The 803-nt window shown below is 55.7% G+C and carries 1 pseudogene; it reads right to left on the reverse strand.

The features are described from left to right. Nucleotides 1-803, reverse strand: a pseudogene (locus HPT30_RS00810) (hypothetical protein); the annotation flags it as partial.

The raw sequence follows: 803 nt of genomic DNA on the forward strand, positions 1-803 counted from the left end.
AGATGCTCAAGGGTGATACTGCCGGGTTTTACATGCCGCTCTTCCACACTTTGCTCGGCCAGGTGCCCGCCAGTTATGCTATCAGGCTGCAGATGCTGTCCGTTCACCGCTCCCTTTGCCAAATGCGCAAGGGTGATACTGCCAGGTCTTACATGCCGTTCTTCCACACTTTGTTCGACCAAATGCCCGCCAGTTATGCTATCAGGCTGCAGATGCTGTCCGTTCACTGCTCCCTTTGCCAGCTTCGCTCCTGTTAAGCTGCCATCAGGCAAGAGATCGGACGTGTATACTTCCTCTGCCAGATGCGCAAGGGTGATACTGCCGGGTCTTACATGACGCTCTTCCACAGTTTGCTCGGCCAGGTGCCCGCCAGTTATGCTATCAGGCTGCAGATGCTGTCCGTTCACCGCTCCCTTTGCCAGCTTCGCTCCTGTTAAGCTGCCGTCAGGCAGAAGATCGGACGTGTATACCTCCTCTGCCAGATGCTCAAGGGTGATACTGCCGGGTCTTACATGCCGCTCTTCCACACTTTGCTCGGCCAGATGCCCCCCAGTTATGCTATCAGGCTGCAGATGCTGTCCGTTCACTGCTCCCTCTGCCAGCTTCACTCCTGTTATGCTGCCATCAGGCAGAAGATCAGACGTGTATACCTCCTCTGCCAGATGCTCAAGGGTGATACTGCCAGGTCTTACATGCCTCTCTTCCACACTTTGTTCGGCCAGATGCCCGCCAGTTATGCTATCAGGCTGCAGATGCTGTCCGTTCACTGCTCCCTCTGCCAGCTTCGCTCCTGTTAAGCTGCC

The sequence above is a fragment of the Paenibacillus agri genome (assembly GCF_013359945.1).
GTDB lineage: Bacteria > Bacillota > Bacilli > Paenibacillales > Paenibacillaceae > Paenibacillus_AQ > Paenibacillus_AQ agri.